A 15,327-nucleotide genomic window follows, 5' to 3' on the forward strand; every position below is an offset into this window, starting at 1 on the left:
GAAAACCTGTATTTTAAGATCGATATAAGTAATTTTGCCCCATCAGGCTATCATTGAAATAAGTGATAATAGAATCGGTATTGGGGAAAGCCTGGTAAAATATCTTTCAGATGTTTTACCAGGCTGGGCTTATATATTGTGTGGGAAGTAATTCATAAGATAGGTAGAACTATTGAGCTTACTTCCTGGGAAGGTGAATGGACTCGTTTTGAAATTTGTTTACTCAAATGCTGTTTCCATGAATAATCTGTAAACAGGGCAATCCGAGGTATGGCAGGTTAATACTGAAACCCATGTGCTTGCCTGATTGGTATAGACTCACAGGTAGGAAAATAAAATCTAACATTGTGATAGTGCCTTATTTTCAGGCAAAACTAAAAGTAAGTGAATGAGAAGCAATTCTACCTGTATTACATGGCTAACATAAAATCGCAACTACTAAATTTATGGCAAACAGCCCTTCGCATAGGTTTTAATCCAGCAATGGATTATACTCAGCAAATGAAGTTATTTGCCCTGAATGCATTTCTGTTCATGGGTATTATTCTAACTCTATTTTTTGTAATAGTTTTTACAATGCTCGGCTCATATAGTGCATTACAAGGCTTGGCAATTCTACCCATACTTTCACTGGTATTTTACCTCAATTCAAAAGCACAATATACACTAGCCAGGATTGTAGTTATTTATGGTCTTTTGTTTTTGATACTGATGCTTGCCATAGCTGACAGGCGTACAGGAACAGAATACATACTGATTGCGATTGGCTGCTGCTCGGTAAGCGTTTTTGACAGGCCATTTAGTGTGCTGTTTGCTTTCTTATCGGCTTTTGGATGCTATAGCGTGTATATATGGTTTGATGCTACACATTCATTTGTTGCCGATCCTTCGGTACCATATATTTTCGTTCAGAATGCGCTGATGTTTCTCTCCGGTTTTGCTGTTATGGCCCAGTCATTTGCGCTGCGTTCATTGATCGATACCTATTCGAAAAGCCTTAGTCTTGCCAATGAGGAAGTTAAATCTGTAAATGAAAAATTAAAAACATCGAATGAAGAGTTGCTTACTTTTTCTGAACAATTGGATGTAAGGGTAAAGCAGCAAAGCGCCGAACTGCAAGCGTACCTGGATGCCATTAATATAAATCTTTTATCTGCCACTACCGATTGGACTGGCCATATAATAAGGGTGAACGATCCATTAACAGAAGCAACCAGCTTTTCTTCGCAGGAATTAATCAACCGCAACTTTCAGCTATTTACCATAGAAGACCATCACGAAACTTCATTTGAACATATACTACATATTGTCCATACAGGCCAGAGCTGGCGGGGCGAAGTAAAGATTAAAACAAAAGCGGAATCTTTTTTATGGGTAGATATGGTGGTTATTCCTGTTAAAGCCCAACCGGAGGTGCAACCCTATCTTTTGCTATTAGCCTTATCTATTTCTGAACGTAAACAACTGGAGGAACAGAATCTTAAAGCCATAAGTGCACTTGAGTCAGTTGCTTTTCGCACATCACATGAAGTAAGGGGGCCTCTTGCCCGTATCATAGGGCTTACTGACCTGCTGAATAAAGATGCAATTGAATTTGCTGAGATAAATTATGTGTCTCAACAGTTAATAGCCTCCTGTAAACAACTAGATCTGGCAACACGTGATCTAACGATCTTTGTAAATGAATACCAAGGAAATACTGCATCAAATGACAGCGATACTAAAAAATAAATAGTACCATAAGTTGTCTGGTCTATGTACTACCAGGCACTTCTACCGGAGCAATAGTGAGTGTTTTTCGCACGACTTAAATATAACTTCTACCTGGGTAATATGGAGATTTTACGGCAAATTGTATCCCTATATAAGTGAATAGTAGCTTTTTCTCTATGGCTTTATCTTGAGTACAGGCATGCAGTTTGGTAGATTTGATATGAACGATGAATATCCATTTTCTGCATGCAATTATTCTACGGCTTATTAGAAATTATTGCCCGAACATCTACTATAAGAAGTAAAGCTATCAATAGTATTCCTATCTGTCGGATCTTTTTTGCTACATAGCCCAAATCAGCCTGAGGATAATTAAGGATAACAAATTCTTTTTGAGAAGCAGCCATCAGGCTGTGCTTATCGTTCAACTGATGCATCATTTCAGTAAAAACGGCAATTTTTGCAGTATCCTTTATTAAAAAAGCGTTGTCAACCCGGTCGGTTAGCCAATCATTCTGGTAATCTTCCTCATCCTTATCCAATATAAACCATCCTGCATTATCCATGTCACCCACATAGGAAGAAAAGGCAGCATACGCTTTTATACTATCGCCCGATTGGTATTCTTTATTTACCAGGGGTACCATTGCTCTTGATCCGTTATAGCTACCTTTAAAATTAAATATCCGTTTTGTGATGGCATCTGGCAATGTGCGTGCATCATCAAGATATACCAGCTGATATTCTCTTTTTGAATCTATGCTTTGGAGGGAGCTTGGTTGCGAGTCTTTTTTAACCTTTAGCCAGGTTTGCCATAAAACGTATGGATTGGGACTAATCAGTAATGAGATACCTATTGTCAGCACCATAAAGGTAATGACTACAGGCAGGTAATTTCTTTTGATTTTCCGTTTTGCCACTAAACTTACCAGTATAGCCAATACAAAGAACAAGATAATGGCCCCAAAAAAACGAAAATTATACTTCGTAAGTTGTTCCCATATAATCAGCAAACTCCCCAATAAGAGAGGAATTATTAAGGAAAAAAATATCTTTCGGGCCATTTTGCTTATCTAGTTTGAAACTGTTTATACTTCTGACATTTTTAAAGACTTTTATTACTGCCGCGAAAGCCAACAAAGCTTGAAACCTTTTAATGGTATTTCAGCCAGGTTTATACCCTACATTTTTAATGTAAAATTGAATAATAATGCCGTAGGGATACTTTTTCTTATTTGGCATAAAAGGCTGTAAAGCAACAGGATACTGAATATTAAAAATCCAGTAAAAACAGCAATTTGTTATCCTTAATTGCTTTAAATTCTAAGCATTGTAAGTTTCTAGAAACTAAGCAAGCGTTTAATACTAATAGAGAAGAAGAATGGGTAGTAAATAGCGAAATATTTCAACGCAGATGTAAATGGATAATCCTCCTATATGCCATTTTTTTCTATCCACATAGCCAAAGTTCAGCAGGGTTTTCAGAAATAATGTATTTCACCACACTATATGTTGGGCAGCCTGTTTTTGAGCGTACTTATATTGAACAAGGGAAGTGACAATGTATTTCACATAAAAATGTGCATTCCGTATAAAATATAGGGTTTCCGCACTAAATATTAAGTTTTAAGAATAGCTAACAGGAAATTAGTGTCTCTGTTAGCTTTTTTTCTTTTCCGTTTGACACTCACGCAAGAAGGCTCTTTTTTGAGCAGATGCAAAGACCACTTTCTAATCAGATGCAGATTGATGGGTCCTTTATCTTTCCTGACTTTAGCCTCATCTTCCCTAAAGGTAACATCTAGTTGCCAATGCAAGCCATTCTCTATCGCCCAATGGCCTCTTATGTAGCGGCTGTACAAGGCAGGGTCTGTATCTGTTAAACTGCTTATATAGAACAGGGTTTGTTCTTGCTTTTTGCCTGCTATAATGCGTTTTCTTTCTACCATGACTAAAGTATGTAAGTCCTGCCATTTTTCCTTTTCCTCTACCAAATCAATGCATTGAGCAATATATACCCTACGTTCTTCTCCTCTGCCATGGGCTTTATCTAGTTGCTGATTAAAAGCGAGAGCAGACTTATTGATTTGCATAAAATGGGCTACCTGCTCATAGAGTACACCTTGATTAGCCTTTAGGGCAATCACATAATGGGCTTGCTTATCCCTGATCTTTTCTACAATTGCCTGCTGACAAGCAATAGCATCTATAGTAATGATACTACCTTTGCAATCAAGGGTATCTAATAAAGCAGGAATAGTTGTAATCTCATTACTCTTGGCTTCTACGGCTACTTGTCCAAAGCTTAAGCTATGTTCCTCTACCCATACATTGACCATACGAACCAAAGCATGCTTTTTGCCTGCAGGTATAGTACCTCTCAATTCTTTGCCATCTATACATACCTGCTTGCCTGCTAAGGAGAAGCCAGCTACACACGCTTTGAAGCATTGCTCCAAACTATGGCTATCCAGGTGTCTGATCACCCGATTTAAAGTGTCAGCAGAAGGTATACCATTAACAAAACTTAATCCTAGTTCTTGCTGCAGAAACGCTGTATTATCTTTGCCATAATCTGCTATCTCGTCAAAGTCATCACAATCGGCTATTACCCCACATAAAACTAAGCCTAAAATATCTGCTAATAGATGTAAGCAGCGGCCTTGCACCCGAAAATCAGCTACTTTGTTTAGTATCTTTTTAAGTTCCATGCACAAAGTTAGCCCCTCTTTCCTTTTTCTCTATCTTTGGTGCGGAAACCCTATATAAAATATCTACATCATAAACTATCAGCTGTTTATTTTAAGGTAGTATCCTACAGTTTTCAAACTATAGTGACTCATGCAATACATTAACTCGAATATGAACTGTTTGAAATGTCAGTTAACCTCTATCAGTTGCGCATAATTTTGCTGATGGATATTCATTAGTTAGTAATAAACAGCCTCACTTTATCCTTCTTCCGGCATTAAGCCATTGTTTGCGGGCGATCTACAAAATGATTGAAACATAGGTTTAAACCACTTATGTTTTATAAACCTCCACTTGTGAAGTGAAAACGGCCATAAGTGAAGTGGAAATTCCTTATTAACTGCCTAACACTATTTTTACTAAGCAACCACTACAATTTTAGAATAATGATAAAAGTAAGGCTGATTAGTTTATTTTCCTGTCTATTACTGATTTGTATCTTTTTCATCTTTGCCTGTAAGTCGGATGAATCTGAAACTGAACCCAAAAATGACAATCCTGCTGATACCATTTCAGTAGCAGACTTGGATACTTTTTCTGACCACCTCAGGTTTTTAGGTGCCACAAAAAAACCGGGTAAAAGTCCGGTGTACAGCGGTAGTTCCTCGCTGAAAATATCTCTCAAAGATACGCTCTACCTGATGGACGAAATAAAGGGGCCTATCAAATTTCTGCATGAGGATACTACTAAAAATGTAGCCGGAGTTTATATACAGGTGCATAGTATGGTTGGTGGCGGTAGTCTGGCAACCTATTTTTATGACGTACCTGAAATACCGGAAATGGCAGATGATGATTCAGTATCCGTTGTTCTGGTTGGTGTTGACCATGATGGCCTCGAAGATATTTTCGGAGTGCCTCCGGCAGGTGCACCTTTTATTTTTGATGTGACAATTATTCCGTATGGCGAAAATGGACAAACACTTGGACAAACTACCAGGCCAGTTAAAATAAAGGATCAAATGTATAAATCCCAATGATGCTATGTGTGGACTGGTTCTTCCCGATGGGCAATACTGGCAGTGGGACCTCACGCTTATAGAAGATGTAAATAACAATAAGCTCCTATTTTATAATGATCATAACAAAAAATGGGGTGCCGGGGGGCAATTTATTAATGGGTGTTGTATTGATGGGGTCTCCTCCTACAATATACAGTGTGCCAACAATCCTTCTGCTTTTGTAAAGATGCGGTTCAAAACCTTTTTTGTATTTGAGGATGAGGTGTTACAATTTTTCAAAGAGGGTGAGTATCATCGGAATACGTGGGAACTGCATTCTATTCCAGCTCCTGATGAAAGCAATTTTTGCGGAAATGGGCCAGGTGTTGTTCATTGGAAAGAATATGACGTTTTCTATCTGGGCAATTGGTCTGTGAGTCAGCTTGCTACTCCTTTTCAGGGAGATTCCCTTCTTCTCACGCTACTTACAAAAGATAAAGTTGGAGGCTCCGGTTACGGCAGGTCAGGAGGTATTATCCATCAATTGGATTGCAATACGCTGGCATTAATCAATCCGGACCGGGAAGGTGGAAACCGTCATGAAGTTTCATTCTTTGCCCGCGTGCATGCCATTGGAGAAGATGGCTGGTATGCCGGGATGGGGTCTTGAAATGTGTATATATTCTGATCAGCCAGACAAACGGAGAAGGATTAATAACATCTATAGCGTATCCGGATGCTTGCAGGTTTGGTGCATGGTGAGAATTGATAAGCGTATCGTTCAAACATCTTTTTGAGGCAGCCTAATTTCATCATTCTGGTTTTTCTAAAAATATTCTAACCTTTTCAATTCGTGAAAAAAGCATTCTATTTATTTGTACTGAGTTTTCTGTTTACTCTTTTGTGGGGCGGATGTAAAAAAAGTGATGATCCAGGCACACAGTTTATCTCATCACCTACGCTAACCGGATTTTCTCCTACTTCGGGTGCAGTAGGAACTAATGTAACAGTTACCGGTACCAATTTTTCTGCAACCACAGCCAGTAATGTAGTAAAATTCAATGGTACAACCTCCACTGTTTCATCCGCTACCACTACTACCCTGATTGTAAGTGTACCGGCAGGTGCAGGCAGTGGTAAAATTACGGTACAAGTAGGTACTCAGATTGCTACTTCTGCCAGTGATTTCACAGTTACTCAGCCCGTATCATTAGTAACGCTTACCAGCTTTTCTCCCACTTCAGGTACCGCTGGCACTATCGTTACTATTACCGGTACTAACTTTTCTGCGAACGCTTTTAATAACGTAGTAAAATTCAATGGTGCACTAGCTCAACTGACGGCATCTACGCCTACCAGTCTGACAGTGAATGTGCCAGCCGGAGGCAGCACTGGTAAAATTACTGTACAGGTAGGCTCCCAGACCGTTACCTCCACCGAGGATTTTGTATATCAATCCTCATCCGTTACTACCCTGGCTGGCAGCGGTGCTTTCGGTTTTGCTGACGGTATTGGTACTGTTGCTCAGTTTTTTCAGCCTATTGGAATAGCAGTAGATGCTCTGGGGAATGCCTATGTCACAGATGCAGAAAACCACCGCATCCGCAAGGTTTCAGTGAGTGGTACAGTAACTACGTTGGCTGGTAGCGGCACCGCCGGATTTGCAGATGGAAGCGCTGCCCAGTTTAGTTCTCCCAGAGGTATTGCAATAGATGCTTCAGGCAATTTGTATGTAGCGGATGGAGTGAATAATAGAATCCGTAAGATTACGCCTGCCGGAATTGTAAGTACCATAGCCGGTAGTGGTGTTGCCGGGTTTGCGGATGGAAATGGAGTTTCTGCTCAATTTAATTTTCCGAAAGAGATAGCAGTAGATGCCTCAGGAAATTTGTATGTAGCGGATGATATTAACCACAGAGTCCGCAAGATTACTCCTACAGGAACGGTAAGCACGCTGGCTGGCAGCACCTTCGGTAATACAGATGGTGTAGGTACAGCCGCCCAGTTTAACCGGCCTACAGGCATAGCAGTAGATGCTTCAGGAAATGTATATGTAGCTGATTTGGGAAATCACCGTATCCGCAAGATTACTGCTACTGGTACTGTGAGTACAATAGCAGGCAGTTCGTCCGGCTTTGCTGATGGCAATGGTACAGAGGCCCGGTTTGATTCGCCGGCGGGAATTGCGGTAGATGTTACAGGAAATGTGTATGTAGCGGATGCAGATAACCAACGAATCCGCAAAATTACCTCTACTGGTAGTGTCAGTACCCTGGCCGGAACTATTCCTGCAGGTTTTGCTGATGGTAATGCCACAATTGCCCGTTTCAATAAACCAACAGGGATTGCCATAGATGCTTCAGGTAAAATATATGTAGCCGACCGGCTTAATCACCGCATCCGTACGATTCAATAAGGGCACCTGCTTGTGCTTAAATCTGGTTTATCTGTTTTCGAGATTGGTTAGTACAGTGAATCAGATGAACACAGGAAGAAGCTTATTTTGCTTTTCTTTCCCACAGTATACAGGCGAAGGATTTTTTGAACAGATACAATCTGAATAAATTTTACCACCATGTATGTCTCTCAACAAGAACTTGCTATTAATACAGAAGCCATCAGGAAAGAATTTCCGGTTTTGCATCAGAAAGTGAATGGGTATCCCCTGGTATATCTGGATAATGCAGCTACCACCCAAAAACCTACACAAGTAATTGATGCCTTAGTGGACTATTATCAGGGCTACAATGCCAACATCCACCGGGGCATTCATACCCTGGCCGAAAAAGCAACCAGTGCCTTTGAGCAAACCCGCGAAAGCGTCAGGTCATTGCTGCATGCAAAGCAAACAGAGGAAATTATTTTTGTAAGGGGAGTAACGGAAGCCATCAACTTAGTAGCTTCCTCCTATGGCCACACTTTTATTGGGGAGGGCGATGAAATTATGATCTCAGCGCTTGAGCACCATGCCAACATTGTTCCCTGGCAATGGGTATGCCAGCAGAAAAAGGCAACGCTTCGGGTTATTCCCATAACTGATGCAGGTGAAATAGATGTAGATGCCTATAAAAAAATGCTCTCGCCCTGTACAAAACTGGTTGCCCTGGCGCATGTTTCCAATACCCTGGGTACGATCAATCCAGTCAAAGAAATGATCCGGATGGCGCACCAGGCAGGCGCTGTAATTTTAATTGATGGTGCTCAGGCAGCCGGACACCTTGCGGTAGATGTGCAGGAACTTGATTGTGACTTTTATTGTCTCTCTGCTCACAAATTATATGGCCCAACAGGCATAGGCGTGCTGTATGGCAAAAAAGCTCTCCTAGAGCGAATGCCTCCTTATCAGGGAGGAGGTGAAATGATCCGGGAAGTAACCTATGCACATACTACCTATAATGATCTTCCTTATAAATTTGAGGCCGGAACCCCTAACATTGCTGATGTGGTAGCATTCTGGTATGCCATCGAGTTTATACAGAAGATAGGAACCCCTTCTATTGTGGCCCATGAACAAGAACTGTTAGCGTACTGTACGGAAAAGTTATCGGCTTTGCCTTTTATTCAATTAGTGGGCAGGGCTAAAGAAAAAGTAGGAATAGTATCTTTTATCATGGATGGAGTTCACTGCTTTGATGTAGGCCAGATGCTGGATGCATATGGAATTGCTGTACGAACTGGCCATCATTGCACACAACCTTTAATGCAAAGATTAGGTTTGGACGGAACTATACGGGCTTCCTTTGCTCTGTACAATACCCTGGCTGAAATTGATAAACTGGCAGCCATGCTTGAGAAAATTAGTAAAATATTGAAGTAAAGATGAGAACTATTCTTGAAATTCAGCAGGAAATCATCGGTGAATGTTCCGGGCTCAATGGAGAGGTTGAAAAAATATTGTTTTATCTCATACAACAAGGAAAGCAATTACCTGCAATGCCTCTTTATTACAAAACAGAAGCTTATCTCATCAAAGGCTGCCATTCAAAAGTATGGCTGGCAACTGTATCAGACAAGGAACAGGTGTATTTGTATGCGGATAGTAATACAGCCATTACCAAAGGACTAATAAGCTTGTTGATCCGGATTTTAAATGGGCAATTTCTGAAAGCTGTTGAAGAGGCCGACATTTCCTTTATGCAAGGAAGCGGTTTGGAACGTTTTATTGGCAGTGAACGATCCAATGGGTTTGCAGCCATGATAAATCAAATAAAAGACAGTACAAATAAACTAGCAGCAACGCATATGCTCCAGACTGATAGATAATGTTGTGTATCTGCTTTTTAATACGTATGGACAATGCCTTCTTTTAATGCTTCCTCATAAGTCTCTTTCTCAAACTGATATAAATAGGGTGCACGATGGGGACCAATGTTACGTCTTTCATCCAGTTTTTTAATTAGTCCTAGGTTTGTGAGCTTTTTACTAAAGTTTCGCTGATCTAATTCTTTTCCTAAGATGGTTTCATAAAGAGTATGAATTTCCGGTAGGGTAAATGTTGAGGGCAATAGATTGTAACCTATAGGCTGGTGATAGATTTGAAGCCGTAAGGTGAGCAAAGCTTTATCCACTACTTCATTCTGATCAAATAAAAGATCTGGCACCTCATTTACATCCCACCACTGGTAATCTTCCGTAAAAAAGTCTGTTGTCACACTCACTTTTGAATAATCTACTAACGCGAAGAACCCAATTGATAAGGTACGCTCAAATAACCAGTTATCTTCATCCACTTCCAGGCCAAATTTATCTCTAAAATCTTTAGGATTTCTTTCCTTCACCCGGTAAGGCGAATCGCCAAAGACCTCAAATTGCTGCAGAAACAGATTACTTAAACTCGTTCTTTCCTCTAAAATCCGGTGTGCAGCCTCACTTAATGGTTCTCTGCGCTTAATGAAACCTCCAGGCAACCCCCATCCATTCAATCCTTTCCATTTAAGGAGGAGAATTTTGAGTTGCTGGTCGTGGTAACCAAATATAACATTGTCTATACTTATATGAGGTAGATAGTGTTTATGGCCGTTTTTTACAAAGTCAGTTACTTCTTCTAATGAGTTCATATCTCAAAGGTAAAAAATATATTTCGTAAAATTTACGAAATATAAAAAATACTCTTACCTTTATTCCGTAAAATTTACAATATAAACTTAATTATTAGTAATCCACATCATTTCTTCAATCCTTAACTAAATTAATTTCTATCAACCCCTCATCCCTTATGAAAACATTAAGCGCTCTTTTCTTCTTTTGCTTTTTATCTGTTGTGTTGTTTGCTACAAACGCGCAGGCACAAACCGTTTCGGAAGATTATTTTGTAGGTACCTGGAATGTGACAGCCTTTGGCCTCCCTCAAGGTGATACCAATATGATTATCCAGCTTGACAAAAAAGATGGTAAACTTTCCGGAGGAATTATTGATCCTGCTACCAATAAGATAGGAACACCTTTTACTAAAATTAATGTTGCTGCCAATAAGCTCACTGCTTATTTTATTGCCCAGGAACAAGGTATGGAGGTATACCTTTCTCTGGAAAAGAAAGATGACACCAATGTAAAAGGAAGTATTATGGACATGTTCAATATGGAAGGCACAAAAGCGAAGTAAAATTTCATGGGTTTCTCTGTCTAATTGCCATAATACAAGCTACATTCTTGTTAGCATAGCTACACATATTTGTGAATTCAATCGCTTAACCAGCTATGCTATTCCATTATTTTTTAACTTTCATATCTTATATCACCGAACTGCCTGAAAAAACCTCACCTTATCCGTACAATGCAGGCAATCATGGCAGACTACCATTTAATCTAATTTCAATGAACCGCAATTTCTCCTCTCTCTTTAGAACATTGACCCTGGCTGTAATAACCAGCCTGCTTGCGTTTGGGCTTTGGGCTTATACTTTTGTGAAAGAACAGCCCCGCATTTTGGTGTTCAGCAAAACAGCTGCCTTCCGTCATGCTTCTATTGAAGCCGGTCAAAAAGCATTTTTTGCGCTTGGTAAACAACATGGTTTTGCCGTAGATACCACTGAAAATGCCTCCAGATTTACAGAAGAAAACCTTAAAAAATATCAGGCGGTTGTATTTTTAAACACCACTGGCGATGTGCTCAATAATGAGCAACAGAATGCCTTTGAGCGGTATATACAGGCTGGTGGCGGTTATTTAGGGCTTCATGCGGCCGCTGACACAGAATATGGCTGGCCCTGGTATAATAAACTGGCCGGTGCCTGGTTTGAAAGTCACCCTAACCCGGATAATGTGCAAAAAGGTACATTTGTGGTGGTAGATAAAACGCATCCGGCAACCAGCTTTCTGCCTGAGAAATGGGAGCGGACAGATGAATTTTATTCATATAAGAACATTAGTTCAGCCATTAAAGTATTGGTAAAGATTGATGAAAAAACCTACCGGGGAGGCACCAATGGCGATAACCATCCCATGGCCTGGTATCAGGAATTTGATGGCGGACGTTCTTTTTATACAGCCGGAGGTCATACAGATGCCACTTTCTCTGAGCCTTTATTTGTAAAACATCTCTATGCCGGTTTACACTATGTGATGGGAGGTAATTCGCCCAAACCTCTGGACTATACCAAGGTTAAAACCAAACGGATGCCGGAAGAAAACCGGTTTTCAAAAGTAATTCTGGAAGAGAAACTCGATGAACCCATGGAACTGACTGTGCTGCCAGATAACCGGGTATTGTTTGTGGAAAGAAAAGGGGGAGTAAAACTCTATAGTCCGGCTACTGGCAAAGTTAAGTTGATTGCAACTATTCCCGTAAATACTAAAGTAACAGATAAAAAAGGGACAGTAGGCAATGATGAAGGAGGTTTACTGAGTATAACCAAAGATCCTGATTTTGCTAAAAACGGATGGATTTATCTGTTTTACTCTCCGGAAGGAAAAGAAGCCAAAAATATTCTTACACGTTACCAGTTAAAAGGCGATGAACTCGTGATGGATTCCAAGAAGGTGATCCTGGAAGTGGCTACGCAACGGGAAATAACTGGTCATGCAGGAGGTTCGCTCACCTTTGATACAAAAGGAAATCTGTATCTATCCACGGGAGATAATATTAATCCACACGGCTCTAATGGCTACAGCCCCTCCGATGAACGTCCGGAAAGAAGCCCATGGGATGCACAAATGACCTCCGGTAATACCAATGACTTGAGAGGTAAAATAATCCGGATTAAACCACAGCCTGATGGAACATACACTATTCCAGAAGGTAATTTATTCCCAAAAGGTACACCTAAAACCCGCCCTGAGATCTATACGATGGGACACCGCAATCCCTACCGTATCTCGGTAGATCCTAAAACTGGGTTTCTTTATTGGGGAGATATTGGCCCGGATGCCAGTCAACCTGGAGAGAAACGTGGTCCGGAAGGACAGGATGAAGTAGGACAGGCCAGGAAAGCCGGTAATTATGGATGGCCCTATTTTGTGGGAGATAATAAAGCCTATTACAAATACGATTTTGCTGCCAGTCAGTCTGGAGAACTGTATGATCCTGCTAAACCTGTAAATAACTCACCCAACAATACTGGGTTAAACGAGTTGCCCCCAGCCCAAAAGGCATTCATCTGGTATCCGTATGGAGAGTCAAAAGAATTTCCACTGGTAGGCGCTGGTGGGCGCAGTGCTATGGCTGGACCTGTGTTTTACTCAGATCAGTTTAAGACTGCTAAACGGGCTTTTCCGGATTATTATGATGGGAAGTTACTCATTTACGAGTGGATGCGTGGCTGGCTGATGGCAGTTACGATGGATAAGGAAGGCAATTATGCTTCGATGGAACGGGTAATGCCGAGTTATAAATTCTCCAATCCGGTAGATATAGAATTCAGCTCAGAAGGTGATCTATATATGATTGAATATGGAAGCGGGTGGTTCACGCAGAATGATGATGCCAGGCTGGTTCGTATTGAATACAACAGCGGCAACCGCAAGCCTGTTATCCAATTAGCTACCGATAAAAAAGGAGGAACTCTTCCTTTCAAAGCCCGTCTTTCCTCAAAAGGTACTAGTGATGCGGATAATGATGTCCTGAAATATGTATGGAAAGTAACGGCTCAAAATGGAGGAACAGCCCGGACATTCAATGAACCTAGTCCAACTGTAACTTTTGATAAGGCAGGTATCTATAAAGCTACCCTTACCGTTACCGATGCCAAAGGAGCCAGTACCAGCCAGAGCCTGGAAATTATGGCAGGAAATGAAGAACCATTACTCACCTTTGATACGCCTACCAGCAATCAAACATTTTTCTTCCCGAATCAACCCTTTGAATACGAAGTAAAAGTAAGTGATAAAGAAGATGGCAGCCTATCAGATGGAAAAATCAAGCCGGAAGAAGTAGCCATTAGCTTCGATTATTTGCCGGAAGGATATGATATAGTGGCTATTGCCCAGGGGCATCGCAGTGCAGATGCTTCTGCCGGAGCTGTAAAAGGCCTCAAACTCATTGAAAGCAGCGATTGCAAAGCCTGCCATAGTATTGATAAAAAATCGGTAGGCCCGACTTACAAACAAGTTGCTGCTAAATACAAAGATGATAAAGGTGCCTCTGAAAAGCTGGCTAAAAAAGTAATTTCCGGAGGCAGCGGTGTATGGGGAGAAGTATCTATGAGTGCGCATCCCCAATTGGCAGAAACAGATGCCAGGGAAATGGTGAATTATATCCTGGGTCTGGCTGAAGAAAAACAGGGAGTCGTATCGTTACCGGTGAAAGGAAGTTACACCATGGCTATCCCCAAAGGCGATAAAGGCGAAGGTATGTATGTGGTTAGAGCAGCGTATAAGGATAAAGGAAGTAATGGGATTCCTGCGATTAGTGCTGAAAAAATAATGACTTTACGCAATGCCAAGATGCCGGCCGGAAAAGCAGCTAAGCTAGAAGGCGTAATGAAATATGGCACGGTGATTATTGCTTCAACCAAAGGCTCCAGTATTGGGTTTACTAACATTGATCTGACTGGCATCGAGCAAATTAAATTTACGGCCGCTGCTCCCAAAGCGCAATTAAATGCAGCCGGTGGCATCATTGAAGTCCACCTGGACTCACCCACCGGAAAACTCGTCGGACAAACCGATATGATGTCGCCGACAGAGGGAGGGAGCTTAACCAATATGCCACCACCAGTAGTAGCTAAAATTTCAGGAGCCAGCGGTAAGCACGATGTATATTTTGTCTTTCAAAATGAGAAATCTCCTGCAGGACAGGCATTGTTTGTAGTAATGGATCTGGAATTCCAAACGGGTAAATCTGCTAACAGCACCTCACAGGCAGCCAAAGCAACTACTCAGGCAAGTGTTGCTACAAAGGAGTTAGGAGCTTATGTAGGAAAGTATAAGATGACAGGGCTTCCTTTTGAGTATGTTGAAATTACCACCAAAGAAGATAAACTACACATCAGTGCCGGAGGCAATGAAGGAGATCTCTTGCCAGGCCAGGAAGCAGATGTATTTGCAGGTGATAACGGAGCCGAGTTACTATTTGGCCGGGATACCCAAAAGAAAGTTACCACACTGACCCTGAAAGCACAGGGCTTCACTTTTGAAGGAACGAAAGAATAATAAGCGTTTGTCTGGATTTTCAAGCTAATGTATCCAGGTTGGGTATGCATACCTAACCTGGATATTTGTATATGATTAAAGATAATACCTGCCAGGATTATTGTTGGGTGATGCTTATTTCCCGAAAGTTTATCCGCTCATACAGATTGATCTGTCCTTTGCCATATTTTTTCTATAACGAAGACAAAAATTATTATTAAGTTAACGCTTGTACATTCCCCTGAAATTACCTTTATTTCTTTAGGATAATTATTGAAGCGCAATAGCAGCAGGGAGGAGAAGCCTTCCTGTAAACTACAGGTATGTAAAAAGAGATTTTTTAATCATATACCCC

11 protein-coding genes are annotated in these 15,327 nt (G+C 40.9%); 8 read left to right on the plus strand and 3 right to left on the minus strand.

Features of this window, described 5'->3' with window-relative positions; genetic code table 11:
- Positions 1-414: 414 nt before the first annotated feature.
- The gene (locus tag GXP67_RS20200) at positions 415-1,731 is read left to right on the plus strand and encodes a PAS domain-containing protein (protein WP_162444805.1); all 1,317 of its coding nucleotides are present in this window, start codon (positions 415-417) and stop codon (positions 1,729-1,731) included.
- Between the two features lie 239 nt (positions 1,732-1,970).
- Here GXP67_RS20200 and GXP67_RS20205 read toward each other — a convergent pair whose 3' ends face one another.
- Positions 1,971-2,777 carry a hypothetical protein gene (locus GXP67_RS20205; RefSeq protein WP_162444806.1) on the minus strand — a complete coding sequence of 269 codons (807 nt, stop codon included), beginning with the start codon at positions 2,775-2,777 and terminating at the stop codon, positions 1,971-1,973.
- 555 nt (positions 2,778-3,332) lie between these two features.
- Positions 3,333-4,424: an ISAs1 family transposase gene (locus GXP67_RS20210; RefSeq protein WP_162441340.1), complete on the minus strand. Its 1,092-nt coding sequence runs from the start codon at positions 4,422-4,424 to the stop codon at positions 3,333-3,335.
- A 426-nt stretch (positions 4,425-4,850) separates the two neighbouring features.
- On the opposite strand from GXP67_RS20210, the gene GXP67_RS20215 reads away from it, so the two are divergent.
- The 5 genes from GXP67_RS20215 (at position 4,851) to GXP67_RS20235 (ending at position 9,668) form a co-directional block, all read left to right on the plus strand.
- Positions 4,851-5,444 carry a hypothetical protein gene (locus GXP67_RS20215; RefSeq protein ID WP_162444807.1) on the plus strand — a complete coding sequence of 198 codons (594 nt, stop codon included), beginning with the start codon at positions 4,851-4,853 and terminating at the stop codon, positions 5,442-5,444.
- A 4-nt stretch (positions 5,445-5,448) separates the two neighbouring features.
- The gene (locus GXP67_RS20220) at positions 5,449-6,075 is read left to right on the plus strand and encodes a hypothetical protein (RefSeq protein ID WP_162444808.1); all 627 of its coding nucleotides are present in this window, start codon (positions 5,449-5,451) and stop codon (positions 6,073-6,075) included.
- A 183-nt stretch (positions 6,076-6,258) separates the two neighbouring features.
- Complete coding sequence (locus GXP67_RS20225) at positions 6,259-7,821, plus strand: NHL domain-containing protein (RefSeq protein WP_162444809.1); 1,563 nt, start codon at positions 6,259-6,261, stop codon at positions 7,819-7,821.
- A gap of 159 nt (positions 7,822-7,980) precedes the next feature.
- A complete protein-coding gene (locus GXP67_RS20230; RefSeq protein WP_162444810.1) occupies positions 7,981-9,222 on the plus strand; it encodes an aminotransferase class V-fold PLP-dependent enzyme in 1,242 nt (413 codons plus the stop codon).
- Between the two features lie 2 nt (positions 9,223-9,224).
- Complete coding sequence (locus GXP67_RS20235) at positions 9,225-9,668, plus strand: SufE family protein (protein ID WP_162444811.1); 444 nt, start codon at positions 9,225-9,227, stop codon at positions 9,666-9,668.
- Positions 9,669-9,685: 17 nt separating this feature from the next.
- On the opposite strand, the gene GXP67_RS20240 is transcribed toward GXP67_RS20235, so the two are convergent.
- Positions 9,686-10,462 carry an NUDIX hydrolase gene (locus GXP67_RS20240; protein ID WP_162444812.1) on the minus strand — a complete coding sequence of 259 codons (777 nt, stop codon included), beginning with the start codon at positions 10,460-10,462 and terminating at the stop codon, positions 9,686-9,688.
- 158 nt (positions 10,463-10,620) lie between these two features.
- Between GXP67_RS20240 and GXP67_RS20245 the strand changes: the two genes are divergently transcribed.
- Together GXP67_RS20245 and GXP67_RS20250 are read left to right on the plus strand one after the other, a co-directional pair.
- The gene (locus GXP67_RS20245; protein WP_162444813.1) at positions 10,621-11,007 is read left to right on the plus strand and encodes a hypothetical protein; all 387 of its coding nucleotides are present in this window, start codon (positions 10,621-10,623) and stop codon (positions 11,005-11,007) included.
- Between the two features lie 212 nt (positions 11,008-11,219).
- Complete coding sequence (locus GXP67_RS20250) at positions 11,220-14,993, plus strand: ThuA domain-containing protein (RefSeq protein WP_162444814.1); 3,774 nt, start codon at positions 11,220-11,222, stop codon at positions 14,991-14,993.
- Positions 14,994-15,327 lie beyond the last annotated feature (334 nt).

The sequence above is a fragment of the Rhodocytophaga rosea genome (genome assembly GCF_010119975.1).
Taxonomy (GTDB): Bacteria; Bacteroidota; Bacteroidia; order Cytophagales; family 172606-1; genus Rhodocytophaga; species Rhodocytophaga rosea.

Bases quoted from the DNA above. Each gene is read 5' to 3' on its own strand.
- GXP67_RS20245 (WP_162444813.1), top strand. From the start codon at position 10,621: ATGAAAACATTAAGCGCTCTTTTCTTCTTTTGCTTTTTATCTGTTGTG.
- GXP67_RS20235 (WP_162444811.1), top strand. From the start codon at position 9,225: ATGAGAACTATTCTTGAAATTCAGCAGGAAATCATCGGTGAATGTTCC.
- GXP67_RS20240 (WP_162444812.1), bottom strand. From the start codon at position 10,462: ATGAACTCATTAGAAGAAGTAACTGACTTTGTAAAAAACGGCCATAAA.
- GXP67_RS20200 (WP_162444805.1), top strand. From the start codon at position 415: ATGGCTAACATAAAATCGCAACTACTAAATTTATGGCAAACAGCCCTT.
- GXP67_RS20210 (WP_162441340.1), bottom strand. From the start codon at position 4,424: ATGGAACTTAAAAAGATACTAAACAAAGTAGCTGATTTTCGGGTGCAA.
- GXP67_RS20230 (WP_162444810.1), top strand. From the start codon at position 7,981: ATGTATGTCTCTCAACAAGAACTTGCTATTAATACAGAAGCCATCAGG.
- GXP67_RS20250 (WP_162444814.1), top strand. From the start codon at position 11,220: ATGAACCGCAATTTCTCCTCTCTCTTTAGAACATTGACCCTGGCTGTA.
- GXP67_RS20215 (WP_162444807.1), top strand. From the start codon at position 4,851: ATGATAAAAGTAAGGCTGATTAGTTTATTTTCCTGTCTATTACTGATT.
- GXP67_RS20220 (WP_162444808.1), top strand. From the start codon at position 5,449: ATGTGTGGACTGGTTCTTCCCGATGGGCAATACTGGCAGTGGGACCTC.
- GXP67_RS20205 (WP_162444806.1), bottom strand. From the start codon at position 2,777: ATGGCCCGAAAGATATTTTTTTCCTTAATAATTCCTCTCTTATTGGGG.